Consider the following 26,159-nt stretch of genomic DNA (forward strand, 5'->3'; position numbering starts at 1 on the left):
TGCATACATTCCTTCATCAATCTTCCTTGCCTAAAGGTTTGGATGATAGCTCTGAATTCTGCATCTTGAAGTCACTTGGGTATACCCTTATATTATTTTCATTTTTGACAGGAAACACATGTCAACTCAAGCCTCTTCAAATCAAAACGGAAACAACAGCCAACTGGAATCTCAAACCATAGTGGTAAAACTGGGAACCAGCGTGCTGACCGGCGGAACTTTAGAAATTAATAAAGCTCGTATGGTTGATCTTGTTCGCCAATGTGCAGAGTTAAAAAACCAAGGCCATCAAATCGTAATTGTCTCTTCGGGTGCAATTGCTGCAGGACGAGAGCATCTTGGTTACCCTACATTACCCAACTCAATGGCAAGCAAGCAATTATTGGCCGCCGTTGGGCAAAGCCGCTTGATTCAAGTTTGGGAATCATTATTTGAATTGTACGGAATTAAAATTGGCCAAATGCTTCTTACTCGTGCTGATTTGAAAGACCGTGAACGTTTTCTGAATGCGCGAGATACCATTAATACCTTGATTGAACACGGCATTGTACCCGTGGTTAATGAAAATGATGCGGTAGCAACAGCCGAAATTAAAGTTGGCGATAATGATAACCTTTCGGCATTAGTTGGTATTTTATGTAGCGCCGATAAATTATTGCTATTGACTGATCAGTCGGGCTTATTCACGGCAGATCCTAGAAAGAACCCTGATGCAGAATTAATCCGAGAAGTGAAAACCATTGATGAAACTCTGCGTAAAATCGCAGGCGGCAGTGGGACAACTTTAGGTACGGGCGGTATGGCGACGAAGTTACAGGCGGCGGATATTGCAAGACGTACTGGCATTGAAGTGGTGATAGCTGCAGGAAGCAGTCCGAATGTAATAATTGATACCTTAAGTGATAATCCTCAAGGTACTCGTTTTTTGGCTTTAGAAGAGTCATTAGAAAATCGTAAACGCTGGATCTTAGCTGGCCCTGCTTCTGTGGGCGATTTAGTTTTAGATGACGGTGCCGCTAAAGCGGTTATCGAGCGAGGCAGTAGTTTATTAGCTAAGGGCATCACGCAAACTCAAGGTGCTTTCTCTCGTGGAGATGTGGTTCGCTTACGTAATCAGAAAGGGCAATTGTTAGCCAAAGGTATTGTGAGCTATTCAGATACCGAATTAGCACTATTGATCGGTAAACACAGTACTGAGATTGAAGCAACACTAGGCTATGCGTATGGTGCTACCATTATTCATCGTGATGATTTAGTTGTTATTCAAGAATAGTTTGGCAAAAGAATTTAAGGAAAAGATTGTGGATTTAACATTAATGGGTCAAGCGGCAAAGCAAGCCGCATTTCAGTTAACGACAGCCTCAACCACTCAAAAAAATAAAGCACTCTCTATCATTGCAGATGAGCTTGAAGCAAACGCAAGTACGATTTTAGAGGCTAATGCTCAAGACATTGAATTAGGCCGTCAAGCGGGGTTAACCGAAGCGCTTTTAGATCGTTTGTTGCTCGATGAGTCTCGTTTAGCGGGCATTGCGGCTGATGTGCGTAATGTAATTAACCTGAATGACCCAGTTGGTAGTGAGATTGATAGCAAGGTTCTAGAAAATGGCATGTCACTTTCACGTCGTCGCGTGCCTTTAGGTGTTGTCGGTGTGATTTATGAAGCACGCCCTAATGTGACGATTGATATTGCCGCTTTGTGTTTGAAAACTGGTAATGCCAGTATTTTACGTGGTGGCAAAGAGACCTTCTTTTCTAATATGGAATTGGTCAAAGTGATTCAAATTGCACTTAAAAAAGCCGGCTTACCTGCTGCTTCCGTGCAGTACATTGAAAAGCCTGATCGTGAATTGGTTTCACAATTGCTAAAACTGGATGATTATGTCGATATGATCATTCCTCGTGGTGGTGCGGGTCTGCATAAAATGTGTAAAGAAAATAGCACGATTCCTGTGATCATTGGTGGTTTTGGGATTAGCCATATTTTTGTCGATGAAACGGCAGATTTAGCAAAATCTATCGATGTGATTGAAAATGCGAAAGTACAACGTCCATCGGCTTGTAACTCTCTTGATACGTTATTGGTGCATGAAAAAGTTGCCGCTGAATTTTTACCTAAATTAACAAAACGGTTCGGTGAAAAAGTCGCCTTAGTGGCTGAACCAAAAGCAAAAGCAATATTAGGTAAAAATGAACAAGTACGTGATGCACAAGAAGGCGACTTTGATACTGAATGGTTAAGCTATACCTTAGGGATTAAAGTCGTTAGCGATATTGCGGAAGCGATTGACCATATGCAGGTACATAATGCGAGCCATTCAGATGCCATCATGACAGAATCCATTCGTAACGCTGAATTATTCATTAACTCGGCAGGTTCGGCAGCAGTATACGTAAATGCTTCTACACGCTTCACTGATGGTGCTCAATTTGGTTTGGGTGCAGAGGTGGCAGTGTCTACACAGAAACTGCATGCACGCGGCCCTATGGGCTTAGAAGAGCTAACAAGCTATAAGTGGGTGGGTAAGGCGGATTATTTAATTCGACAATAAACAGCTGAATCTCGTGACTCGGAAGCTCGTTTCTCGACGTTGTCCTTTCCGAACTGCGAAGTTACCAGAAACAAAAAGATCGCGATTTAAGTCGCGATCTTTTTTTATGCTTATCTCAAAGCTATAAACTCAAAATTAACCTTTCTTTTTCGAGTCACGAGCAGCGAAGCGCCCGCATACCGAGCTTCGTTGTTTACTTAATTTCAATCCCTTGTGCTTGCATATCGGCATGGTACGAAGAACGTACAAATGGTCCACATGCTGCATGGGTAAAGCCTAGTTCTAGAGCGATTTCTTTAAGCTCATCAAACTCAGAAGGCGGTACATAGCGTTCAACTGGTAAGTGGTGACGGCTTGGCGCTAAGTATTGTCCTAGTGTCAACATAGTCACGCCATGAGATCGTAGATCTTTTAGTACTTCGATAATTTCTTCTTTAGTTTCACCTAAGCCCATCATTAAGCCTGACTTGGTTGGAATATGCGGATGCTGTTCTTTAAATTTCTGCAGGAGTTGCAGAGACCATTTATAGTTGGCACCAGGGCGAGCTCGGCGGTATAAGCGAGGTGCAGTTTCTAAGTTGTGGTTAAACACATCTGGTGGGTTGTCTTTCATTAGATCTAGTGCAACATCCATACGACCACGGAAATCAGGTACTAAGGTTTCAATTTTAATATTTGGATTTTTTTCACGAATCGCTTTATTACACTCAGCAAAGTGTTGTGCGCCGCCATCACGTAGATCATCACGGTCAACTGAGGTGATCACCACGTATTTTAGTTTCATATCAGAAATAGTTTGCGCCAGTTTCTGTGGTTCGTTGGCTTCCGGTGCATTAGGACGACCATGTGCCACATCACAAAAAGGGCAACGGCGAGTACAAATTGCACCTAAAATCATAAAGGTTGCGGTACCGTGATTAAAGCATTCTGCAAGGTTTGGACAAGATGCTTCTTCACAAACTGAGTGAAGATCATTTTTACGCATCGCAGCTTTGATATCTTGAATACGTTGACTATCCGCGGGCAGTTTTATTTTCATCCATTCCGGCTTGCGTAAGATCTCCGTCTTTTCCACGGCAACCGTTTTGGTTGGAATTAGTGCCATTTTATCAGCGTCACGATACTTAACGCCTTTTTCCATTTGGATTGGTTTACTCATAACTTCCTACTTACTTTTTAAAGCGGACGCTGATTTTCAGCGGCTTTCTGTCGTAACGTCAACTTGGGTATATTCAAGTTGCTGAGTGATTTTTTCAATTAACACGGCTTCAACACGGGCAACGGAGTTTGGTCCGTTAACATCTTTCACTTGTATCATTTCCATACCTGCATACCCACAAGGATTAATACGCAAAAATGGTGATAAATCCATATTGACGTTTAAGGCTAGGCCATGAAAAGAACATCCTTTACGAATGCGTAAACCTAATGAGCAGATTTTACGCTGTTCAACATACACACCCGGAGCATCTGGTCGTGCGGTAGATGTGATATCAAATTCATTGAGAGTGGCAATGACGATGTTTTCGATATTTGTTACCAGTTCACGCACACCGATATTTTTACGGCGTAAGTTTATCATGAAATAAGCGACAATTTGCCCCGGCCCATGATAGGTCACTTGACCTCCACGGTCACTCTGCACTACGGGAATATCTCCAGTATTTAATAAATGCTCTACTTTACCAGCCTGGCCTTGGGTGAATACGGGATTATGTTCAACTAGCCAAACTTCATCAACTGTCTGAGCATTTCTTTGGTCAGTAAATTGATGCATTGCTTGCCAAATGGGAAGGTAGTCTTGACGACCGAGTTTCCTAATCACAACATGATTTGGTGATGCAGTAGGGAGTTCTAATGTCTCGGCCTGAGTTGATTGACTATCCATGAGCAAAATCCTAACGCAGAGTGATGTGTATTGAAGGAGGTTAAAATTGGATCAGCTAACGATTATAAACCTCTTTAGTGCCAGTAACTACTCACTAGTAGTAAGGGTATAGTGATTTGTTGTCGTTATTTGAACCGATCCAAACTTGGTTTGTATATACCCAAGTAACTTCAGGTGCAAGTTTCAGCAAGAATAAAACAAGCTTTATGCTGCGTCAGATTGGTTTGAAAGGTGCTTACATTCCTTCGCCAATCTTCCTTGCCTAAAGGATTGGATGATAGCTCTGAATTCTGCATCTTGAAGTCATTTGGGTATAAAAGGTTCTTTTAAAAAATATTATAAAACCATTCGTACGATTTCAATTTCACCAAGCTCTTTATATAAGGTCTCAACTTGCTCAATTGAAGTGGCAGTAATGGTGACTGATACCGAGTTGTAGGTACCTTTACCACTTGGTTTAACGCTTGGAGAGTAATCACCTGGTGCGTGTTTTTGAATAACGCTGAGAACAAGATCCGGTAACTCTGGCTTCGCATAGCCCATCACTTTGTAGGTAAATTGGCATGGGAATTCAAGTAAATCTTTTAGTTTTGGTTGCTCTTGCATACCGTGCTCCTGAAAGGGGAAAGGTGCGATAAAGCGTGAATAGTAATGGGATTGACGTAGGATCTCAACTATCACGTACTATCCATATCGCATAGATTATGTGCATTTGTTTTAAGTTGATGGGGTATTGATTAGGAATTTAAATAAAATTAACGATTTATCATTTAAATCTTCTAAAGATATCAAAAAATAAAAAGCCGCAATGAATGCGGCTATTGATGTTAGTTAATTCTACTTATTGGCTGTAAGAGACTTAGAACCAACTCTTAAATAGTAGAACAATGTAATCGATTAGGCGGCTGAAAACACCTCCTTCTTTTACATCTTCTTGAGCAACAAGTGGGTACTCAGCAACATCCTTACCATTTAATTGGTAGAACAGTTTACCAACTACTTCACCTTTGTTAATAGGAGCTTTAAGCTCTTTATCTAATACAAAGCTAGCCGCTAGGTTTTTCGCTTGACCACGAGGCACAGTGACAAAAGTATTCTCTTGCACACCTAAAGAGATTTCGCTCTTATCGCCCATCCAGATTTTTTCTTTAACAAACTCTTCGCCCGCTTTGTGTGGTGCAACGGTTTCAAAGAAGCGGAAGCCGAAGTTGAGAAGCTTTTTGCTTTCTGCTTTCCGTGCGTTTTCACTTTTAGTGCCCATTACAACAGATACTAGGCGCATATCGCCTTCTGTTGCAGAGGTTACTAGGTTATAGCCTGCACCGCTTGTATGGCCTGTTTTAATGCCATCTACGTGCATGCTCTTATCCCACAATAGACCATTACGGTTGTATTGAGTAATACCGTTATAAGTGAATGATTTTTGAGAGTAGATTTTGTACTCTTCTGGTACGTCACGAATTAATGCAGCACCTAAAATTGCAAGGTCGTGTGCAGTCGAGTAATGCTCATCATTGTCTAGGCCATGAGCATTCACAAAGTGAGAATTCACCATGCCGATTTTTTGTGCCCATTGGTTCATTAAGTCGACAAATGAATCTTCAGAACCGGCAATGTGCTCAGCCATTGCAACACAAGCATCGTTACCTGAAGTGACGATAATACCTTGGTTTAATTTATCAACCGTTACGGTTTTACCCACTTCAATGAACATTTTTGAAGAATCAGGGAAGTTTTTCGCCCAAGCTTTTTCACTGATCACAACTTCATCAGAGCGTGAAATGCTACCTGATTTAAGTTCTTGACCAATTACATAGCTGGTTAGCATTTTAGTTAAGCTCGCAGGATGGAGACGCTCATCCAAATTTTTCTCAGCTAAAATTTTGCCTGAATGGTAATCCATTAACACAAAGCTTTTTGCTGCAATTTCTGGAGCATTAGGTACTACGATAGGATCGGATGCAGAAGCATTCAATGAAACCAAAGATGCTGAAAGTGCTAATGAAGGTACTAGCAATGATGTTAGATATTTAGCCGTATTTTTCATGAGATAAATGCTATCAATATTTTAGTGGAAGTAAATTTTTCGCATTCTAACAGAAACTTCTCTAGAAATCAGATATGGATCAAAGTCTACGAAATTAGCAACATCGTTTAATCGCTAGACGATAAAGCGCTAAGTTTTTGTTGATTTTATTTACGTGTTCGGTGCTTCATAAAGGCGGATTGGTAGCCGCTTTGTTGAAGTTTATGAAGCACTTCATTCGCTTGATCTTGAACTTTCCAAGGGCCAAGCATGATGCGATTAATACTGCTCGAGTTTTCGACACTGTATTGTGATGCGTATTTTTGACCAAGATTTTTTGCTAAAGTTCGCGCTTTTTCGAAATTAGAAACGGCGGCAACTTGGATCATGTACTCTTGTTTGGAATAAGCATGATCTACTTTGCTTCTGGGAACCGTAATATAATCAATTTTAACTGGAGCAGTACCTGCTTGGTAGACACCAAGTTTGTAGGCTGCAGCGTAACTTAAATCAATAATTCGGCCGTCATGAAATGGTCCACGGTCGTTAATTCGAACGATAGCGGTTTTACCATTTTCGGTATTGGTGACTTTGACATAGCTAGGGATAGGCAAGGTTTTGTGCGCCGCTGACATGGAATACATATCGTAGACTTCGCCGTTTGATGTTAAATGACCATGAAATTTCTTACCATACCAAGAGGCATAGCCTGATTGAGTAAAGTTTTTGGTTTCTTTAACGATTTTATAATCTTTACCTCGTAGGGTGTAATCTCGGTTGCCACCAGGGCTAAAAGGCTCATAGCGAGGATGAGCATCTTCTACATTGGCGACAGAAATTGGATCTTCAGGTGCGACATCATCTGATAGTTTATATCGCTCATCTGGAGACGATGAGCAACCCGCTAAAAGTGTGAAGGCCAGCCATAGGCCGTAACGGCAATATTTTTTCATTAATTTAATTCGCCTTTGAAAGCATTTTTCTATGAGTGTGAATTGACATTAAAATACCAAAACCAACCAATAGAGTGATCATCGAGGTGCCGCCATAGCTGATTAGCGGTAAAGGTACACCAACTACAGGTAAAATGCCGCTTACCATACCAATATTGACAAAAACATAAACAAAGAAGCTAAGTACAACACTGCCAGCCATCATTCGCCCGAAAGCGGTTTGCGCTTGTGTCGCTAAATATAAGCCACGAGCGATAATGAATAAGTATACTGAGAGTAAAAATGTTACGCCGATAATACCCCATTCTTCCGCAATAACTGCAAAGATAAAGTCAGTATGTCGCTCTGGAACAAATTCAAGTTGAGATTGAGTTCCATGCAACCAACCTTTGCCAGTCAAGCCGCCAGAGCCAATGGCGATTTTACTTTGAATTATATGATAGCCAGCCCCTAGAGGATCGGACTCTGGATCAAATAATGTTCTAACCCGAGTTTTCTGGTATTCGTGCATTAAAAAGAACCAGAGGATTGGAATGAACCCACCAACCGCCGCTGCTGCAGTAATGATAATTCTCCAACGGATACCCGCGAGGAAAATAACGAAAAGACCGGAAGCCGCAATCAATATTGATGTTCCTAAGTCCGGCTGTTTAGCGATTAAAATAGTCGGTAAGCAGACCAAAATTAATGATACTGCCAAAGTGCGGAATGTCGGTGGTAGAGGTTGTTTTCCGATATACCTTGCAATCATTAAAGGCACAACTAATTTCAAAACTTCAGATGGCTGAAAGCGAGGGCCAAAGCCTAGACTTAACCAACGTTGAGCACCTTTTGAGGTCTCGCCAAAGAATAATACACCGAGCAATAAAATAATCCCGATTAAGTATAAGGTTGGCGCTAAGGATTCTATTGTTCTTGGTTTTACTTGGGCAACAGCAAGCATGACGGTTAGAGATAGCAACATTCTCATGGCTTGTTTGTCCATCATCTCATAGCTTTGTCCACTGGCGCTGTACATGATAACTAAGCCAATTCCCATCAATAATAAGATACCAAGTAATAGAGGTAGGTCGATATGCAGTCGTTCGAAAAATGAACGGTTTTGCCCAGTGGCAGGGTCCATGTTCATACTACTTTTTATCCTTTTTATCTGCATCCGCGTCATCAGGTGATTCAACGAGTACATGGTCAAATATTTCACGGGCGATTGGGCCGCCGACGCCAGAACCGCCACCAGCATTTTCAAGCACCATAGCGAGGATAAGTTTAGGATTTTTTAACGGTGCGAAACCCATTAATAATGCGTGATCACGTAAGTGTTCGGCGACTTCATCAGCATTATACTTCTCACCTTCTTTTAATCCATAGACCTGTGCAGTACCAGATTTAACGGCAGCTTCATATTTTGCACCATAGAAAGAGCGGCGAGCAGTACCTCGAGAACCTGTTGCGACTAAGTGCATGCCTTCTTTGGCGATTTCCCAATCAGAATCTTTAACTCCGGTAATGGTCGGGAATGTTTTTATTGGGCTCAATACTGGTTTTTGATCGGGTTTGGTTTTGTCGATAGTGGCACGAAGAAGGTGAGGTGCTCGAACTTTACCGTGTGAAACCAATACCGATAATGCTTTAGCAATTTGCATCGGTGTTGCAGTCCAATAACCTTGTCCAATTCCGACAGGTATGGTGTCACCTTGATACCAAGGGGTGCGGTGGCGAGCCATTTTCCAGTCACGAGTAGGCATATTTGCTCTGCTTTCTTCGTGCAAATCAATACCGGTATATTCACCAAAACCAAATTTATTCATCCATTTAGATAAGCGATCGATACCAAGATCAAATGCTATTTGGTAATAGAAGGTATCCACTGATTCTTCAATGGACTTTTTGACATCAACCACACCGTGTCCCCAACGACTCCAGTCACGATAACCTTTATGACTTCGTGCATTCGGTATGTACCAAATTCCTGGATCATTACGAGTGGTTTTAGTGGTGATCACGCCTTCGGTTAATGCCGATACTGCAATAAACGGTTTTACTGTCGAAGCAGGTGGGTAGATACCTAAGGTTGCTCGGTTTACCAATGGGCGGTTTGGATCATTTAATAATTTATTATAGGCTTTGCCACTGATACCATGAACAAAGGCATTGGGATCATAACTTGGGCTAGATACCATCGCGAGAACACCATTATCAGCAGGATCGAGAATAATGATCGAGCCACGGCGCTGATCCATTAACTTATAAGCGTATTGCTGTAGGTTAATATCTAAGTTGAGAACGATATCTTTACCTGGGATAGGTGGCACGTATTTTAAGGTACGAATGATGCGACCTCGACTATTAACTTCCACTTCCTGATAGCCAGATGTACCGTGTAAAACATCTTCGTAATAACGTTCGATGCCTAACTTACCAATATTACGAGTGGCTTGATAATTAGAAATTTTATCTTCTTCGGTTAGGCGTAAAATATCGCGGTCATTGATGCGAGACACATAACCTAAAACATGCGTTAGTACCGAGCCGTATGGGTAGTAACGTTTCAATGCGGCAGTAATCTCTACTCCTGGAAATTTGTATTGGTCGACAGAAAATTTGGCCACTTGTTCGTTCGTTAATTGAGTTAGCAAAGGAACAGGCTGGTAGTGCCTAATGTGAAGTCGCTCTTTTTGGAAGGTAGCAACTTGCTCATCAGTAATCGTTAAGATTTTACGCAGTTCTTCGATGGTCTTATCGATATCAGGGACTTTTTCCGGTGTAATTTCAAGGCTATATACCGGACGGTTAGACGCTAGTAGTTTACCATTACGATCATAAATAAGACCGCGATTGGGCGCGATAGGAACAATTTTAATTCGATTGTCGTTTGAACGAGTTTTATAGTCTTGATATTGGTCGACTTGGATGTAATAAAGGTTGGCTAGCAAAATGCCAACCAACACAATAATGCCCATAAACGCAACAATTGAGCGTCGTGCGAACAATTTAGCTTCAGCAGTGTAATCACGTATTTGGCTACGTCTACGTCTCATTCTTTATTATTCTCGGTGGTACGGATGATTAGCTGTGACGCTCCAAGCTCGGTATAGGCTTTCTGCCATAATCACGCGAACCATTGGGTGCGGCAAAGTCAGTGGTGACAATGACCAACTTTGATCGGCGGCAGCCTTACACGCTGGTGCAAGCCCTTCAGGCCCACCAATTAAAATAGACACATCACGACCATCTAGTTTCCAAGCATCGAGTTGAGATGCCAATTGACCGGTATCCCAGCGTTTGCCTGGAATGTCTAATGTTATAATGCGATTCCCTTTAGGTACAGCAGCTAGCATCGCTTCGCCTTCTTTTTGCAGAATCCTTGCAATATCGGCATTTTTTCCACGTTTTCCAGCTGGAATTTCGATTAAATCAAATGGCATATCACTTGGGAAGCGACGCTGATATTCGTAAAAACCGTCTTCGACCCATTTAGGCATCTTGGTTCCGACTGCAATAAGTTGAATTTTCACTTACCGGCTCCAATAGAGTGGTGGAGTATTAACCCCACAGTTTTTCCAATTGGTATAAATCACGAGACGCTTCTTGCATGATATGAACCATGACTGATCCCATATCGACTACGACCCATTCACCTTCTTCTTCACCATCAATACCTAAAGCTTCGATGCCGGCGGTTTTCGCTTCTTTCGCAACATTATCTGCAATGGAAGCAACGTGGCGTTTTGAAGTACCAGTACATACGATCATGTAATCAGTTACGCTTGATTTACCTTTAACATTTAGTGTGATGATGTTTTCCGCTTTCATGTCATCTGCTTTATCAGCAAGAAAATCTTTTAACTCATTCAGTTGCAAAGTATTGCCTCTTTAATATGGTATTTAATGGTACTTCTTAATGGTAAGGAGAAATACCGGGTTTGGAAAGAATCCACCGAATTGAAAGTCGATTCTATTGGGTGGTCAAATAGGTTGCTCTAAACGAGATAGCGCCACTGTCGGTTGGCATAGCTCGATGGATAGTTGGCTGAGCTTTGGCCAAGGGTCTTGATCAAACGTTGTTTTGACCGACAGTTCTACTTGGCACAACAGGTGAACTTGTTTTTGCAAAAACGCTAAGTTTAATCGTTGTAGTGCCGATGTATAGAGCGGGCGTTTGTTTTGCCAGATTCGGTGTTGATCAAATATTTTACCGAGTACTGCGCCATGATCAAAAGCTTGTCTCATTTCGATGAGCAGGAAGAGCTCTTTTTGGATGGTACGCAGTAATATAATGGCTTCTTGGCCTTCGGCTTGCAGTTGACGCAAGATTCGCTGAGCTCGTTTGGTTTTGCCTGCAAGGAGGGCATCGGTCCATTGAAAAGGGGTAAAGTGGTTATGTCTGCTTAGTGATGTCTCTACTCTTGGTAGGGTCAGATTACCGTCTGGGTACAATAACGCTAATTTCTCTAAGCTTTGCGCCAGAGCTAGTAAGTTACCCTCATGCCATTGCGCTAGCATTTGTACCGCTTCCGCATCGGGGGTGAGTTTTAATTTACGACAACGTTGTTGGACAAATTGTGGTAACTGACGAAGCTCTGGGCTATTACAGCTAACTAATAGACCATTTTTATGTAATGCTTTGAACCACTTGGTATTTTCTTGAGCGCGCGATAGCTTATTGCCAATCACGATCAATAAAATGTCAGGATTTAACATGTCCGCTAAGTTAACCAGTTCTTTGGCGATCGCCGCGGTGACACCAGTTTCGGGAATCTCTAACTCAATAATCTGCTGATTAGAAAATAAGCTCAACGCTTGGCAGCAATCAAATATCTGATTCCAATCAACTTGCTTGTCGAGAGTGAATCGCTGTTTATCTAAGAAGCCTTTATTTTTGGCCGATTTATACAAAAGATCTTTACTTTCTTGCAGCAATAACGGCTCGTTCCCCATTAATAAATAAATAGGGAAGGATTTTCGTTCGAGGTTTTCAGCGAGTTTATCGGCAAATATACGCATTGTGATTACGGAGCTTCAGTTGAAGAATCTCTGGTGACTGACTCGTCACTATCGCTTGATACTTCACTGGTAAAAGTTGTTTGCTCTACGCCTTCATCAATAGTGATGGTTTCTGGTTGATTCTCAGTACCATCAATATTGGTTGGGAAATCTTGTCGTTCATCACTTTCCGCTGGAGTCACAACTAGCTGGGCTTTTAAACGAGCCATCTGACGTAGAATTTGTTCAGCAGCTTGTTCACGCATCTCTTCAACAATCAAATCTCGTTCAACCGATTTTGCCAGTGCGGCTAATGGGTTATCTAAGTAACTGCGGGTAATATTGACGTTAAAGGTTTTTTTGTCGTAACCCGGAACCGACACTTGGTAAGACACACGATAAGACAATTCATATTCCGCTGCTCGAGAGTTTTGGTACAAGGATAAGGTTCGACCATTATCACTGTCATCATTGGCGGTTTCACTGACTAGGTGTAAGTTGGTGATATTAGCACCTGGAGAAACAACATCCACACCGTTAAGGCGTAACTGGTTTTTCACATCACGAGTGATTTGGCTATAAGAGTCAAAACTGGTAACAGAAATGGTTGAAACTTCTTCGGGTAGTAGATAACTGCCTCTGAAGTGGAAACCACATGCACTAGTCATCATAGCTAGGCCGATAATGGCAAGAAAACGTACATGAGAACGAGAAAACAAATGTGCCACTAATGAGTACCTCTAATCGGTTTAAATATAATACTCTTTGTACTTGAAGTTGCAGTTTCAATTACTTTGGGTATATACGTACGGTGCTTATCTTATAAATTCTTTTGCTAAAAACCTATAAGATAAGCGTAAGCACCTTTCGATGCCTACGCTTTTAATTTTTTATTTGTGCTAATGATTAGTTAGCAACGATATTCAATAGTTTCCCTGGTACATAAATGACTTTACGTACAGTCAAACCATCGGTGAACTTAGTCACATTCTCATCACTTAAGCCCATCGCTTCAACATCATCTTTACTGATATCTGCAGGAACCGTTAGTTTCGCTCGAAGCTTACCATTCACTTGGACGATAATCAGTTTTTCATCTTCCACTAAGGCTTTGTCATCAAATGTTGGCCACTCACAGCTATCGACATCCGATTCACCTAAAGCGTTCCATAATTCATGACAAATATGTGGAGTGATAGGGTAAAGCATGCGAACAACCGCTTTTAGTGCTTCATCAAGAATCGCGCGATCTTGTTCGTTTTCTTGTGGTGCTTTACCTAGCTTGTTCATTAATTCCATGATAGCGGCGATGGCAGTGTTGAAGGTCTGACGGCGGCCAATATCATCGCTCACTTTAGCAATCGTTTTATGAACATCACGACGTAGCGCCTTTTGAGCGCTGGTTAACGCTGCAATATTTAAAACTTCAACATCACCTTTAGAAGTATGCTCACCCACTAGTTTCCATACACGACGTAAGAAACGGTTTGCACCTTCTACGCCTGATTCTTGCCATTCCAGCGTCATATCAGCCGGAGAAGCAAACATCATGAATAAACGAACAGTATCTGCGCCGTATTTATCCACCATTTCTTGTGGGTCAATACCGTTGTTTTTCGACTTAGACATTTTGATCATGCCAGAGTGTTCAACGTTACGACCTTGGTTATCAATCGCTGTTTCAATACGGCCTTTACCATCACGCTCAACGGTGACATCTGTTGGAGCGATCCATTCTTTAGTGCCTTTTTCATTGGTGTGATAGAAAGCATCCGCGAGCACCATACCTTGACAAAGCAGTTGCTTGAACGGCTCATCAGAAGTCACATAACCTGCGTCACGTAATAATTTGTGGAAGAAGCGTGAGTACAATAGGTGCATACAAGCGTGTTCAATACCACCTACATATTGATCCACAGGTAGCCAGTAGTTGGCTTTTTCTGGATCTAGAATATCGTCCGCTTGTGGAGAACAGTAACGTGCGTAGTACCAAGAAGATTCCATAAAGGTATCAAAAGTATCGGTTTCACGTAGTGCATGCTCGCCATTAAAAGTCGTTTCTGCCCAAGCTTTGTTTGCTTTAATTGGGCTAGTTACGCCATCCATGACCACATCTTCAGGCAGGATAACCGGAAGTTGGTCAGCAGGAACTGGATGCACTTCACCGTCATCTGTGGTCACCATTGGAATTGGCGCACCCCAGTAACGTTGACGAGATACGCCCCAGTCACGTAGACGGAAGTTAACGGTTTTCTTACCTTTACCTTCAGATTCTAATTTCGCAGCGATAGCATCAAAAGCTTCTTTAAAATCAAGGCCGTCGAATTCGCCTGAATTAAATAACTTCCCTTTTTCGGTGTAAGCGGCTTCAGAAACGTCAGGTTGGTTGCCTTCTTCATCAAGAATGACCGCTTCGATGTTTAGGCCGTATTTGGTTGCGAATTCAAAATCACGTTGATCGTGAGATGGAACTGCCATTACCGCACCTGTGCCGTAATCCATTAACACAAAGTTAGCCACATAAACCGGTACTTCTTTGCCGTTTAATGGATGAATGGCTGTCAGGCCAGTATCCATGCCTTTCTTTTCCATCGTTGCCAGTTCAGCTTCTGCAACTTTGGTGTTTTTACATTCCTCACAGAAAGCCGCAAGCTCTGGATTATTTTGTGCAGCAATGTTTGCCAATGGATGACCAGCAGCGATACCTACGTAAGTCACACCCATTAGCGTGTCAGGACGTGTGGTATACACCTCAAGATCAGCTTGGTCTTTTACTTTAAAGGTTAATTCAACGCCTTCAGAGCGACCAATCCAGTTGCGCTGCATGGTTTTAACCATCTCAGGCCAACCGTCTAGGTTATCTAGATCGTCTAATAACTCTTGTGCGTATTCAGTGATTTTAATAAACCACTGTGGAATTTCTTTTTGCTCAACTGGCGTGTCACAACGCCAGCAGCAACCGTCTTCTACTTGTTCGTTAGCCAGAACCGTCATGTCGTTCGGACACCAGTTTACAGAAGAAGTTTTTTTGTAGACTAGGCCTTTTTCATACAATTTGGTGAAGAACTCTTGTTCCCAACGGTAGTATTCAGGTGTACAAGTCGCAAATTCACGGTTCCAGTCATAACCAAAGCCTAATAATTTAAGCTGGTTTTTCATGTATTCGATGTTTTCGTAAGTCCAAGGCGCTGGCGCAGTTTTGTTTTTAACCGCAGCATTTTCAGCGGGTAGACCAAACGCATCCCAACCAATAGGTTGCATGACGTTTTTGCCTTGCAGACGCTGGTAGCGAGAAACCACATCACCGATAGTGTAATTACGAACGTGCCCCATATGCAGGCGGCCACTTGGGTAAGGGAACATAGACAAGCAGTAGAATTTTTCTTTACTTGGATCTTCTGTTACTTCAAATATTTTTTTGTCATCCCAGTATTGTTGAACCTTTGGTTCAATGTCTTGAGGATTATAATGTTCTGATAATTTCACTTTATGCTCTTGCATCGATGATATCCGGTAATCGTAGATTTGTGAGATCGGTTAAAACCGATAATACTTGATCAGCATAGAATACCTTAAAGGGGTTGCGCACAACAATAGGCAATGTGACCCTGTAGTTAACTAGATGGTTAAGGAGAGCAATATGTCAAAGCGTAACCAGGACTATAAAAAGCTGTTAGAAGAGATTATTGAAAGCTTAAAGCATACGCCGGAAGAGATAAATAAAGCGCTCGATACGCCCAAGAAGATGTGGCAAGCGACTAAAGACATGACTAAAGATGAGTACGCGCTTATTAGCCGATATGTGAAGTCGGATCTTAAAGAGTTTGCGGAAAATTATGAAAAAGACAAAGAAGCGATTGCTAATGACCCATTTAGAGACGTTATTGCAGAATCTATTTGGCAAGGCTTACTCGATATTACTGATAAAACTCAAATTGAGTGGATGGAAGTACTTCAAGATATTGAGCATAAGGGGCTTTATGAAGTGGGGGATGTGATCGGGCTAGGCGCTTTAGTGTGTGAAAAATGTGGTCATCGACAAGAATACAGCCACCCATGTGAAATCATCCCTTGTATCCAATGTGGTAATGGTGCCTTTACTCGCGTGTCATTAAAGCCTTAATCGAACTATCAAAAGCCGCGTAAGTTGAATGACTTACGTGGCTTTATTGTTTTACATAAATCAGTTTTTTAGAATCAGAAAGTTTTTTCGTTATTCGGAGTAGAGGTTATTTATTCGCTTTTCTTTGTTGAAACCAAATCATAAATAATCCCGCGGCACACCATAGGTACAACAACCAAGAGCCTAACGTTCGATAAGGAGTATTGCCTGATGTCGATGTTACTTCGGCTTTTAATACTTCAGTCTGGAACTGTGGTACTTGTTTAGTAATGCGGCCTTTGTAATCGGTTACGGCCGTTACGCCGTTGTTGGTGGCACGGATAAGCGGTTTACCAAGCTCTAAGGCGCGCATACGAGCAATTTCCATATGTTGTAATGGACCAATTGAATGGCCAAACCAAGCATCATTAGAAAGCGTTAATATGAAATCAGTATTAGGCGTAACATTTTGGCGTACTTGTTCGCTGAAAATGATTTCATAACATAAAGCGACGACTAGGTGACGGCCATCGGCGATGAGGTTCGGTTGAATGAAATCACCACGCTGGAACGAAGACATAGGCAAGTTAAAGAAAGGTGCGATAGGGCGCAACAAGTCACCAAATGGTACAAATTCACCAAAAGGTAATAAATGGTGCTTGCTATAGCGTTTAGCCGTATCATAATCGTATGGACCTAGGCCATTTTGGCCGAGTGTTAGAACGTTATTATAAAAACGTCCCATATCATCTTGTGATAATATGCCAGTAATTAAAGCGCTGTTATTAGCTTTTGCAGCAGTATCTAAATTATGTAGAAATGCTGGCAAATCAGATTCTAAAGCCGGAATTGCCGCTTCAGGCCAAATAATAATATCGGTGCCCCAATTGTCTCGGCTGATATCGGTGTATTTCATCAAGGTAGGCCAGCGATGACTCGGTACCCACTTCATTTTTTGATCGATATTGCCTTGGATAAGTGCAAATGAGGTTTTGGTCGAAGGATCCGGTTTTACCCATGATACTTGGTTTAAAGCAAAAGCAACCACGAAAACAGCAGTAGGTATTGCTAAGTAAGACCATTTTTTTGTCATAGCGATCAAGGCGAAACTACCCGCAATAAGCCATAGCATAAGGGTAATCGCTTCCACACCAGATACTGGTGCATACGCATTCAGTGGGCTATCAATTTGGCTGTACCCTAACCATAGCCACGGAAAGCCAGTCATTACCCAACCACGTAGCCAATCGGTGATAAGCCAAATGATCGGGGCAGCAATCACTAAACGTTGGATCGTTGTTTTCGGGAAGAAACGGTTGAGCAGGGCGCCAAATAGCGCTGGATAGAGCGCTAAATAAGCCACTAACAAACTCATGAGAGTAACGCTGGCAATCTTAGGCATGCCACCAAAGGTATCGATGCTGACATGCACCCAATTTATACCTGTGCCAAATTGGCCTAAGCCCCAAGCAAAAGCAATCCAAAAACCAAACTTGGTGGATTGTTTATCAAGAAGTAGTAGCAGAATGAAAGGGCTTAAAATCGCAATGGGCCAGTAAGAAAATGGCGCAAACGCAAGGGTAGTTGTCGCGCCAATAAAAGCGGCCAATAAAGGCCGCCCAATGCGCTGAATCCAAATTGTTTTCATAAGTTAATTAGGCTTCGCTGCTAATCGTTACTTTCAGGTTCGATATTGGTTTCTGAGTTGGTTGGAATTGTGACTTGTAGTTGAATCACTTTACGGTTGTCTGCTGCCGTCACTTTAAAATTGTAGCCATCCAGTTCAACCGCTTCACCACGCTCTGGTAGGTGACCAAAGGTTAGAGTAACCAGTCCACCAATAGTATCGACTTCTTCATCACTAAAATTAGTGTTAAAGGTATCGTTGAAATCCTCAATATCGGTCAATGCACGAACTGAGAAGGTGTGCTTGCTCAGTTGGCGAATATCGGCGGCTTCTTCATCATCGAATTCATCTTCGATTTCACCCACGATTTCTTCAAGAATATCTTCGATGGTGACAAGGCCAGAAACCCCACCAAACTCATCGACCACAATAGCCATGTGGTAACGCTCCTCGCGGAATTCTTTTAGTAGGCGATCAACACGCTTACTTTCTGGAACAACAACCGCAGGACGTACTACTTCATTTAAGATGAATTCAGTACTGTCTGACACCAAGTAACGTAATAAGTCCTTGGCAAGTAAAATACCTTCGATATGGTCTTTATCTTCATTAATCACAGGGTAGCGAGAGTGAGTCGCATCAATGATTAAGGTCGCTAAAGAATCTAGGTCATAGTCACGGCTAATAGTGACCATTTGCGAGCGTGGGATCATAATGTCACGTACTCGCATTTCCGATATTTCCATCACTCCTTCAAGCATATCTCGTGTGTCAGGATCGATCAGATCGTTCTCTTCTGAATCACGAAATACTTCGACGAGCTCTTGGCGATCTTTAGGATCACCTTGAAATAGATGAGCTAGGCGTTCGAAGAAGGATTTTCTACTGGGACCTTCAGATTTATCATTATTGCCTTCATTATGTGAAGGCGAGGTACTGTCGTTCATGTCTACTCTTTCATTAACGCTATCAAAAGCGGATAGCTCGCGATACCCTTCGTACTTGAAGTAGCAGCTTTGTTGACAACGCTGATTCACCCCCATCATTTAGACAAGCTAAACTCATGGGGCCTCATTTACTTGTCGCCTCACTGCAACTCCAATTATTTTGGGTATAGTTATTAAATTATACCAGTCGCATTAAGTAACGGTTCACCTATTCTTTTTCAGAAATGTACGGGTCATCAAATCCGAGCTTTTGCATGATTTCGGTTTCAATGTTTTCCATTTCTTCAGCTTCTTCATCTTCAATATGGTCATAACCTAACAGATGAAGACTACCGTGTACAACCATATGAGCCCAATGCGCTGACAGCGGTTTACTTTGCTCTTTTGCTTCTGCTTCAACCACTTGCTTACAAATAATCAGATCGCCAAGTAAGTCGATTTCGATACCTGGAGGCGCTTCAAAAGGGAATGATAGCACGTTAGTTGGCTTATCTTTACCTCGGTAATCACGATTTAATTGTTGGCTTTCTTCGTTTTCAACAATGCGAATAGTCACTTCTGCTTGAGGCTGAAATAAGGTAATCGCCGATTCCAACCATTGTTGTAACTGGGCCTCGGTAGGAAGCCCTGTCGTTTCTTCGACTGCAATTTGAAGATCGAGTTCAATAGCCATAGTTTGTATTATTCCGCATCTTGCTCTTGTTGAGGACTGGCTTGCTGAGGATTAGCAGCCGAAAATAACGCAGCTGCTTGAGCTTCACGTTGTTCTCTTTCTTCTCGGCGACGCTTTTCTATCGCTTTCTTTTCTTTTTGATCTTGCGCTTCCCATTTCTCGTAAGCATTAACGATACGAGCAACCACTGGGTGACGGACAACGTCATCGGCTAGGAAGAAATTAAAGCTGATGTCTTCTACCTCTGACAGTACTTCGATGGCATGACGCAAGCCTGAACGAGCACCACGAGGTAAATCGATTTGGGTAACGTCGCCAGTGATCACTGCACGTGAGTTAAAGCCGATACGAGTTAAGAACATTTTCATCTGTTCTACTGTGGTATTTTGGCTTTCATCAAGAATGATAAAGGCATCATTTAAGGTACGACCACGCATATAAGCAAGCGGTGCCACTTCAATGACGTTACGTTCAATTAGTTTTTCAACGCGCTCAAAGCCCAGCATTTCAAATAAGGCATCATAAAGTGGACGTAAATAAGGGTCGACTTTCTGGCTTAAATCACCCGGTAAGAAACCGAGTTTTTCACCCGCTTCAACCGCTGGACGGGTTAATAGAATACGACGTATCTCTTGGCGCTCTAATGCATCAACCGCAGCGGCAACCGCAAGGTAGGTTTTACCTGTACCGGCAGGCCCAATACCAAAACTAATATCATGGGTCACCATATTGACTAGGTATTGACCTTGATTTGGCGTACGAGGCTTAATGATACCTTTTTTGGTTTTGATGAAGACTTCTTTGCCGTACTCCATCGGCTGCTCTTGATGTTGTTCAAGAATACCAGACTCTTTTACCGCTAAGTGAATTTGTTCTGGTTCCAAATCTGGAATCGTTCCACGAACCGGTGCCGTATCAACATATAAAGTTTTGATGATATCCAAAGCAGCCGCGGTAGTATGAGGCTTGCCGGTAATCGTGAAGAAGTTGCTACGATGGTTTATCTCTACACCTAATCGGCGTTCAAGGTGTTTGATGTTGTCATCAAATGGTCCACATAAGCTCGAAAGTCTGTGGTTATCGGAAGGTTCTAGGTTTACTTCAAGCGTTACAATTTTATTGCTCACTGTTTCCCTCGCAAAAAGCGGTTCGTGCTTTAATATCAGCGTGTCGAACCGCTTTGTTTAACTATCTGTATATATTATAGATGGTGTTAGGGTGTGAAAGTAACAACCCCTAATTCATCTTCTTTACGTGTTTTTTTCATCATTTCAGCCGGAGATACTGCTGAGCGTAAGCCCATTTCCGCTTCAGTACGAATTAAAGTACCACGAAGTGAGTTAGGGTGAACTTCAGTAATATGAACGTCTACAAATTGACCAATTAAGTCTGCTGAACCTTCAAAGTTAACGACTCGGTTGTTCTCTGTACGGCCACGTAATTCCATCAAGTTTCTCTTCGATGGACCTTCAACAAGAATGCGTTGCTCAGTATCCAGCATTAAGCGAGAGTATCGCATAGCTTGTGCATTGATTTGTTGTTGAAGCTCATACAATCTTTCTTTCTTCTCAGATTCAGGTACATCGCATGGGTAGTCTGCCGCAGGCGTACCTGGGCGAGGAGAGAAAATAAAGCTAAAGCTCATATCAAAATCAACATCTTTGATAAGCTTCATTGTATCTTCAAAGTCTTTCTTCGACTCACCAGGGAAGCCAACGATAAAGTCAGAGCTGATTTGAATATCAGGACGAGCTTTACGCAGTTTACGAATAATCGATTTATACTCAAGGCCAGTATGTGGACGCTTCATCATAGTAAGAATGCGATCTGAGCCACTTTGTACCGGTAGGTGTAAGAAGCTTACTAGCTCTGGCGTATCTTCGTATACCGCAATGATGTCATCACCAAACTCTAATGGGTGGCTTGTGGTAAAGCGAATACGGTCGATACCATCAATAGATGCCACTAAACGTAACAATTCAGCAAAAGTACAGATATCGCCATCGTGCATCGGGCCACGGTACGCATTGACATTTTGCCCTAGCAGGTTAACTTCTCGCACGCCTTGTTTGGCAAGCTGGGCGATTTCAAATAATACATCGTCCATTGGGCGACTAACTTCTTCACCACGAGTATAAGGGACCACGCAGTAAGTACAGTATTTTGAGCAACCTTCCATGATAGACACGAATGCAGTCGCACCGTCAGCACGAGGTTCAGGGAGGCGATCGAATTTTTCGATCTCTGGGAATGAAATATCCATCACAGGACCAGTGTTAGCTTGTGACTGTTTGATCATCTCCGGTAGACGGTGAAGCGTTTGTGGACCAAAGATTACATCAACAAATGGCGCACGTTGACGGATATGGTCACCTTCTTGAGTCGCTACACAGCCACCCACGCCAATAACCACACCTTCTTTTTTGTCTTTTAAGGTTTTCCAACGACCCAACTGGTGGAAAACTTTCTCTTGTGCTTTTTCACGAATCGAACATGTATTGAGTAATAATACATCTGCTTCCGCTGGATCTTCGGTTAGTTCATATCCATTTGCGGCATTAAGTAGGTCGGCCATTTTCGATGAATCGTATTCGTTCATCTGACAGCCCCAAGTTTTAATTAGCAGTTTCTTACTCATTTCACATTCGCTCGTATTAAATCAGTGTTGGGTTGAGCTTTTGCTCATCGTTATGCTAGTTGAGAGCCATTTAAAATCAGACTTTAATCTAGCAAGCCGCGTATTGTACTGGTTTAAATCCAACCTGACTATACCCTTTGTACTTGAAGTATAGATCTTAAGAGCACAATCCTTTGTTTGTATTATAGACATAATTTGGGTAGGGATTTATTCAGGGAGAAAGTCGAAGAATTTTAATCGCATGGCTGAAAAAGAATTTGTTTGGAGTAGAATGGTGTAGAGAATTTTTATTGAGGTTGGGTATGTCTAAGTTTGATGTGGTGATCATTGGTGGTGGAATGGTCGGGGCGGCGCTTGCAGTCGGGCTTGCTAAGCAAAAAAAGACAGTATCTTTAATTGAAGGCAAATCTCCATTGCCATTTGAAGCGTCACAACCGATGGATTTACGAGTGTCTGCTATTTCAAAAGCCTCGGTTGATCTTTTAACCCAGCTTGATGCTTGGCAACCAGTAGCAGATAAACGGGTTACGCCATACTTAGGTCTCGAAACTTGGGAGCACCCTGAATGCCGTACTCGCTTTCATGCCCATGATATTAATCTCGATAAACTTGGCTATATGGTAGAAAATCGCTTATTACAGCTAGGTTTGTGGGAGCAATTTGATGCTTATCCTAATTTAACGGTCATGTGTCCAAATAACTTAGATAGACTCGAGTTTCTGGCTGAATCTACCAAGGTTCATTTGGATTCAGGTGAATGCTTAGAAGCTTTATGGGTAGTAGGGGCAGATGGTGCCAATTCGAAAGTACGTCAACAGGCAAATATTGGAATCACCGCGTGGGATTATCGCCAACGTTGCATGCTAATTAATGTTGCGCTGCCAAACTTAGCTGATGGCTCTCAACGTGATGTAACATGGCAATGGTTTACTCCTTCAGGCCCTCGTTCGTTCTTACCGTTAGCTGCAACGAGTGATGGTGTTCAGCAAGGGTCATTGGTCTGGTATGACAGTCCTAAGCGCATTAAGCAATTGCAATCTTTATCGTCGGAAGCTTTACGCCAAGAAGTGCGGACGCATTTCCCCAAGGAACTTGGTGATGTTTCGGTTTTGCAAGCAGGCTCTTTCCCCCTTACTCGTCGTCATGCTCAAGCCTATTTTGCTAACCGTTGTGTACTCGTTGGAGATTCGGCTCATACGATTAATCCATTAGCAGGGCAGGGCGTTAATTTAGGTTTTAAAGATGTCTCAGCTCTGTTGGATACTATTGCTGATAAGGGCCTCGATTCTGATCAGGCTTTTGTGGATTATCAAAAGCAAAGACGTACAGATAATTTATTGATGCAAAGCGGAATGGATTTTTTCTATAAAACATTCAGTAATGATATCCCACCACTAAAACTCCTTAGGAACGTTGCGTTAAAAGCGGCTGAGCATTCTGGTGAAGTTAAGAAGCAAGTACTCAAGTATGCACTCGGTCTATAATGTTGTCGTGCAGCTTGTTTCTATTCAAGCTGCAAATAATATATTCTCGTGGCTCGTGGCTCGTGGCTCGTGGCTCGTGGCTCGTGGCTCGTGGCTCGTGGCTTGGCTCAGCTGAACTTCACACAAACCGGTGACGGCATTTTTTGCCTACACCCCGTATCTTCCAATTTCCCTGTTGAAATATCTCTATAGTAGGTTGCCAAGTTATTGCTGTTTTGATTGGCAACAACGAGCCACTGCCCACAAGGTGAGATAGCAAAGTCCCTAGGAAAGTCCCCACCACAATCAGTCGAAAATACATAGTTCGCTTCCCCGGTTTGCTTATTGAACTCAAAGCATGCGATCAGGTTTTGTCTTCGCCCTGTTAGATAAATAAAGCGTTCATCTGGCGAAAATTTTATTGCGCCTGCTGCTTGTCCATTTTGAGTATTAGGGAAAGCAGGTTGGCTGGAAAGTACTTGCCACTTATCTTGTGGTTTAAATAGGGTGAAGAGCTGTTCTGATATCTCGCATAAGAGCAGCCCAAAACGTTCTTGTTTATCAAACACCATATGTCTCGGGCCGCTTTCATCGGGAAGTTCGATGAAGTAATGTTGCTCAATTGAGAATTTTTGTTCTGTGGCATCAAATGGGAAAAAGCCGATACAGTCACAACCCAAATCAACAGTAACTAAGGTTTTTGGATCATTGAGAATCAGTGATTGATGAGCGTGTGATTCTTGATTTTCTGATGAGCACAAAGATTGACTATCGATCGTTTGTAGGTGTTGAGTGATATGGTGATTGATATCAGTAGTAAAAATATCAATATGACCTGAACCATATTGAGCCGTGGTGACTAGGTGATTCTGGATATGATTTTGAACATAACAAGGCGCACTGCCGGATAATGAGAATTTTGTTTCTAGCTCGTTTTGGTGATTCTGTAATGAGTACTGCTGAATGCTGGGTTTATGTGCTTCGAGTATTTCTGAAATAACAGTCAGCGTTTGATTATGGATATCGAAATAAGAAGGGTGACGTAAAGTTATCTGTGATGGCTTGAGGGATAGATGGCCAGTTTTGGTATCTATTTTTGCCAAGTAAAGCCCGGTAGCTTCATTTTTATCGGTATAACCACCAATGATAAGTGAGAAATCTGTCATTACTTTCTTTTCACCTTTTATTGAAAATATTGAATAACATTTTGCGGTGTTTTAATCGATAAGAAAAATAATATTCAAAGAGATTGGGTGATATGAATGGCAAAAAATAGAAATTAAGAGCTTCAGAAACAACAAAGCCCACAATTAAGTGGGCTTTGTTAAATAATGGTGCGGACGGAGAGACTTGAACTCTCACACCTTGCGGCGCCAGAACCTAAATCTGGTGCGTCTACCAATTCCGCCACGTCCGCAGCGCTTCTTATGGATTAAGAAGAATTCATAGTTAAAAAGATAATTGGAGAATCTTAATAACGTTTTATGAGCTTTTGCTCTTCCTAGAAACTAGAAAACCAGGCACTAGGAACTTTAATATGGCTGGGCTACCTGGATTCGAACCAGGGAATGCCGGCATCAAAAGCCGGTGCCTTACCGCTTGGCGATAGCCCAGTTGACGGAACTCGATACTCGAGAAACGTTTTAATTATGGTGCGGTCGGAGAGACTTGAACTCTCACACCTTGCGGCGCCAGAACCTAAATCTGGTGCGTCTACCAATTCCGCCACGACCGCATGTTCGTGTTTGAGAGTAGTGGTCTCATTTTCTCGATAAAAAAAGCAAGCTGATTGGTTAAGCTTGCTTTCGAGTTGAAGCTTCATATTCACGAGACTTCTTTTCCTAGAAACTAGAAAACCAGGGACTAGGAACTTTAATATGGCTGGGCTACCTGGATTCGAACCAGGGAATGCCGGCATCAAAAGCCGGTGCCTTACCGCTTGGCGATAGCCCAGTCGACGAAACTCGATAACCGAGAAACGTTTTAATATGGTGCGGACGGAGAGACTTGAACTCTCACACCTTGCGGCGCCAGAACCTAAATCTGGTGCGTCTACCAATTCCGCCACGTCCGCATATACGTGTCTAGAAAACTCGTTTCTAGTTTCTCGAATTTTACGAGCACATCAATTGATGAAATATGCTCTTCGAGATACGAGTCTCGAAAATCGAGATTCGTAATTAAAGTGGCTGGGCTACCTGGATTCGAACCAGGGAATGCCGGCATCAAAAGCCGGTGCCTTACCGCTTGGCGATAGCCCAGTTGACGGAACTCGATACTCGAGAAACGTTTTAATTATGGTGCGGT

23 protein-coding genes and 6 tRNA genes are annotated in these 26,159 nt (G+C 42.4%); 5 read left to right on the forward strand and 24 right to left on the reverse strand.

Features of this window, described 5'->3' with window-relative positions; genetic code table 11:
* Nucleotides 1–118 precede the first annotated feature (118 nt).
* Together proB and ACE3G9_RS04585 are read left to right on the forward strand one after the other, a co-directional pair.
* Complete coding sequence (proB, locus tag ACE3G9_RS04580) at nt 119–1,273, forward strand: glutamate 5-kinase (RefSeq protein WP_417880721.1); 1,155 nt, start codon at nt 119–121, stop codon at nt 1,271–1,273.
* A gap of 28 nt (nt 1,274–1,301) precedes the next feature.
* On the forward strand, nt 1,302–2,552 hold the full coding sequence (locus ACE3G9_RS04585; protein WP_417880720.1) for a glutamate-5-semialdehyde dehydrogenase: 1,251 nt from the start codon (nt 1,302–1,304) through the stop codon (nt 2,550–2,552).
* Between the two features lie 193 nt (nt 2,553–2,745).
* On the opposite strand, the gene lipA is transcribed toward ACE3G9_RS04585, so the two are convergent.
* Both lipA and lipB read right to left on the reverse strand, forming a co-directional pair.
* The gene (gene lipA, locus ACE3G9_RS04590; protein WP_417880719.1) at nt 2,746–3,711 is read right to left on the reverse strand and encodes a lipoyl synthase; all 966 of its coding nucleotides are present in this window, start codon (nt 3,709–3,711) and stop codon (nt 2,746–2,748) included.
* A 36-nt stretch (nt 3,712–3,747) separates the two neighbouring features.
* Nucleotides 3,748–4,440, reverse strand: a complete 693-nt coding sequence (gene lipB / locus ACE3G9_RS04595; protein ID WP_449218560.1) for a lipoyl(octanoyl) transferase LipB — start codon at nt 4,438–4,440, stop codon at nt 3,748–3,750.
* A gap of 116 nt (nt 4,441–4,556) precedes the next feature.
* Here lipB and ACE3G9_RS04600 point away from each other — a divergent pair, with 116 nt between their 5' ends.
* Nucleotides 4,557–4,706 carry a hypothetical protein gene (locus ACE3G9_RS04600; RefSeq protein ID WP_417880717.1) on the forward strand — a complete coding sequence of 50 codons (150 nt, stop codon included), beginning with the start codon at nt 4,557–4,559 and terminating at the stop codon, nt 4,704–4,706.
* Nucleotides 4,707–4,776: 70 nt separating this feature from the next.
* On the opposite strand, the gene ybeD is transcribed toward ACE3G9_RS04600, so the two are convergent.
* From ybeD to leuS, 10 genes are all read right to left on the reverse strand, one after another.
* Nucleotides 4,777–5,046, reverse strand: coding sequence for a DUF493 family protein YbeD (gene ybeD, locus ACE3G9_RS04605; RefSeq protein ID WP_027697515.1), 270 nt, complete (start codon nt 5,044–5,046; stop codon nt 4,777–4,779).
* A 253-nt stretch (nt 5,047–5,299) separates the two neighbouring features.
* Nucleotides 5,300–6,487, reverse strand: a complete 1,188-nt coding sequence (locus tag ACE3G9_RS04610) for a serine hydrolase (RefSeq protein WP_417880716.1) — start codon at nt 6,485–6,487, stop codon at nt 5,300–5,302.
* A gap of 146 nt (nt 6,488–6,633) precedes the next feature.
* Nucleotides 6,634–7,419, reverse strand: a complete 786-nt coding sequence (locus ACE3G9_RS04615; protein ID WP_417880715.1) for a septal ring lytic transglycosylase RlpA family protein — start codon at nt 7,417–7,419, stop codon at nt 6,634–6,636.
* 4 nt (nt 7,420–7,423) lie between these two features.
* Complete coding sequence (gene rodA, locus ACE3G9_RS04620; protein WP_449218561.1) at nt 7,424–8,548, reverse strand: rod shape-determining protein RodA; 1,125 nt, start codon at nt 8,546–8,548, stop codon at nt 7,424–7,426.
* Between the two features lies 1 nt (nt 8,549).
* Nucleotides 8,550–10,457, reverse strand: a complete 1,908-nt coding sequence (mrdA, locus tag ACE3G9_RS04625; protein ID WP_449218562.1) for a penicillin-binding protein 2 — start codon at nt 10,455–10,457, stop codon at nt 8,550–8,552.
* Between the two features lie 6 nt (nt 10,458–10,463).
* Nucleotides 10,464–10,934 (reverse strand): 23S rRNA (pseudouridine(1915)-N(3))-methyltransferase RlmH, encoded by a 471-nt coding sequence (gene rlmH / locus ACE3G9_RS04630; protein ID WP_417880712.1) that lies wholly within the window; start codon nt 10,932–10,934, stop codon nt 10,464–10,466.
* Between the two features lie 28 nt (nt 10,935–10,962).
* Nucleotides 10,963–11,280 (reverse strand): ribosome silencing factor, encoded by a 318-nt coding sequence (rsfS, locus tag ACE3G9_RS04635; protein WP_449218563.1) that lies wholly within the window; start codon nt 11,278–11,280, stop codon nt 10,963–10,965.
* A 105-nt stretch (nt 11,281–11,385) separates the two neighbouring features.
* Nucleotides 11,386–12,423 carry a DNA polymerase III subunit delta gene (gene holA / locus ACE3G9_RS04640; protein WP_449218564.1) on the reverse strand — a complete coding sequence of 346 codons (1,038 nt, stop codon included), beginning with the start codon at nt 12,421–12,423 and terminating at the stop codon, nt 11,386–11,388.
* Between the two features lie 5 nt (nt 12,424–12,428).
* Nucleotides 12,429–13,130 carry an LPS-assembly lipoprotein LptE gene (locus ACE3G9_RS04645; RefSeq protein WP_449218565.1) on the reverse strand — a complete coding sequence of 234 codons (702 nt, stop codon included), beginning with the start codon at nt 13,128–13,130 and terminating at the stop codon, nt 12,429–12,431.
* Between the two features lie 178 nt (nt 13,131–13,308).
* A complete protein-coding gene (gene leuS, locus ACE3G9_RS04650; RefSeq protein WP_449218566.1) occupies nt 13,309–15,903 on the reverse strand; it encodes a leucine--tRNA ligase in 2,595 nt (864 codons plus the stop codon).
* A gap of 139 nt (nt 15,904–16,042) precedes the next feature.
* Between leuS and ACE3G9_RS04655 the strand changes: the two genes are divergently transcribed.
* Nucleotides 16,043–16,525, forward strand: a complete 483-nt coding sequence (locus ACE3G9_RS04655) for a zinc ribbon-containing protein (protein ID WP_449218567.1) — start codon at nt 16,043–16,045, stop codon at nt 16,523–16,525.
* Between the two features lie 106 nt (nt 16,526–16,631).
* Here ACE3G9_RS04655 and lnt read toward each other — a convergent pair whose 3' ends face one another.
* The 5 genes from lnt to miaB form a co-directional block, all read right to left on the reverse strand.
* Nucleotides 16,632–18,152 carry an apolipoprotein N-acyltransferase gene (gene lnt, locus ACE3G9_RS04660; protein ID WP_449218568.1) on the reverse strand — a complete coding sequence of 507 codons (1,521 nt, stop codon included), beginning with the start codon at nt 18,150–18,152 and terminating at the stop codon, nt 16,632–16,634.
* 20 nt (nt 18,153–18,172) lie between these two features.
* The gene (corC, locus tag ACE3G9_RS04665) at nt 18,173–19,078 is read right to left on the reverse strand and encodes a CNNM family magnesium/cobalt transport protein CorC (protein ID WP_449218569.1); all 906 of its coding nucleotides are present in this window, start codon (nt 19,076–19,078) and stop codon (nt 18,173–18,175) included.
* Nucleotides 19,079–19,286: 208 nt separating this feature from the next.
* Nucleotides 19,287–19,751, reverse strand: a complete 465-nt coding sequence (gene ybeY, locus ACE3G9_RS04670) for an rRNA maturation RNase YbeY (protein WP_417880704.1) — start codon at nt 19,749–19,751, stop codon at nt 19,287–19,289.
* Nucleotides 19,752–19,759: 8 nt separating this feature from the next.
* Nucleotides 19,760–20,878, reverse strand: coding sequence for a PhoH family protein (locus ACE3G9_RS04675; RefSeq protein WP_417880703.1), 1,119 nt, complete (start codon nt 20,876–20,878; stop codon nt 19,760–19,762).
* Between the two features lie 86 nt (nt 20,879–20,964).
* The gene (miaB, locus tag ACE3G9_RS04680; protein WP_449218570.1) at nt 20,965–22,389 is read right to left on the reverse strand and encodes a tRNA (N6-isopentenyl adenosine(37)-C2)-methylthiotransferase MiaB; all 1,425 of its coding nucleotides are present in this window, start codon (nt 22,387–22,389) and stop codon (nt 20,965–20,967) included.
* A gap of 302 nt (nt 22,390–22,691) precedes the next feature.
* On the opposite strand from miaB, the gene ACE3G9_RS04685 reads away from it, so the two are divergent.
* Entirely contained in the window at nt 22,692–23,873 is a 1,182-nt protein-coding gene (locus ACE3G9_RS04685) for a 2-octaprenyl-3-methyl-6-methoxy-1,4-benzoquinol hydroxylase (protein ID WP_449218571.1), read from the forward strand.
* A 107-nt stretch (nt 23,874–23,980) separates the two neighbouring features.
* Here ACE3G9_RS04685 and ACE3G9_RS04690 read toward each other — a convergent pair whose 3' ends face one another.
* The 7 genes from ACE3G9_RS04690 to ACE3G9_RS04720 all read right to left on the reverse strand — a co-directional run bounded on the left by ACE3G9_RS04690 (nt 23,981) and on the right by ACE3G9_RS04720 (nt 26,113).
* Nucleotides 23,981–25,018 carry a lactonase family protein gene (locus tag ACE3G9_RS04690; protein WP_449218572.1) on the reverse strand — a complete coding sequence of 346 codons (1,038 nt, stop codon included), beginning with the start codon at nt 25,016–25,018 and terminating at the stop codon, nt 23,981–23,983.
* Between the two features lie 166 nt (nt 25,019–25,184).
* Nucleotides 25,185–25,269: transfer RNA gene (locus ACE3G9_RS04695), tRNA-Leu, on the reverse strand.
* Nucleotides 25,270–25,390: 121 nt separating this feature from the next.
* A tRNA-Gln gene (locus ACE3G9_RS04700) sits at nt 25,391–25,465 on the reverse strand.
* A gap of 37 nt (nt 25,466–25,502) precedes the next feature.
* A tRNA-Leu gene (locus ACE3G9_RS04705) sits at nt 25,503–25,587 on the reverse strand.
* Between the two features lie 143 nt (nt 25,588–25,730).
* Nucleotides 25,731–25,805 (reverse strand) — tRNA-Gln (locus ACE3G9_RS04710).
* Nucleotides 25,806–25,841: 36 nt separating this feature from the next.
* Nucleotides 25,842–25,926 (reverse strand) — tRNA-Leu (locus ACE3G9_RS04715).
* A gap of 112 nt (nt 25,927–26,038) precedes the next feature.
* Nucleotides 26,039–26,113, reverse strand: a tRNA-Gln gene (locus tag ACE3G9_RS04720).
* Nucleotides 26,114–26,159 lie beyond the last annotated feature (46 nt).

The organism is Vibrio sp. E150_018 (assembly GCF_053544035.1).